This window comes from Psychrobacter sp. 1Y4, assembly GCF_051847555.1.
Window position 1 is genome coordinate 1 of the sequence record NZ_JBPYDE010000505.1, and the last position, 732, is coordinate 732.

Consider the following 732-nt stretch of genomic DNA (forward strand, 5'->3'; position numbering starts at 1 on the left):
CATCAACGATTAAATCGAATGAGTGCCAAAAGATACTTTCTAAATTTTTATCGTTCAAAGTTGGCGTGAGCGTACGGCTGCGAATCGTTGGACCCTCTAAAAGTACACTGATAGGAGAATCTTTAAGTCCAGGATTTTGAGTCTCGCTGTAGTTATCAACGCCATAACTGTATCGACCCACCATAAGCTTGCGTACTGTCACAAACTCTGGACCAAAACTTTCTGTATCATCAACATCCAATGCTGCAAATGGCGCTTGTGATAAGCTGGCTTGATTGCCAAAAAAGATAACATCGCCTGATGGTGTTCGTAAGTAAGAGTCCACATCATATGGCTGCTCGCCCCATGTTAAACGGATAGACAAACTGTCATTTTCAGTACTAACTGTCAAACAGCCGTCGTTCATCTGATAGTCACTCCCTGAAGTAGAGACTGATTTTGCATTTGAGGTGCGATTGCCATTTTCAGCGTAGACGTAAAGATCACCATTATCGCGTACAGGTAGCGTGAAATTTCCGTTATTATCCGTAAGCGCTGTCGTTACTGATGAGTAGTTAATACCATCACCTTTGACCCATGCATTACTCACGCGGTTACCATCAGTGTCTTCTACACAGCCCAAGACATTGACTGTGCTCATTTCAAGATCTACATTCCACGCCCCAATCTCGTCAACCTCTGCAGCATAGAGCTGAGTGCCATCAGCTGATGTCTGTAGGCTTGCAGTGCCTG

The 732-nt window shown here is 44.3% G+C and carries 1 pseudogene; it reads right to left on the reverse strand.

Features of this window, described 5'->3' with window-relative positions:
- Positions 1-732 (reverse strand): annotated as a pseudogene (locus tag ACS8FC_RS17225) (YfaP family protein); the annotation flags it as partial.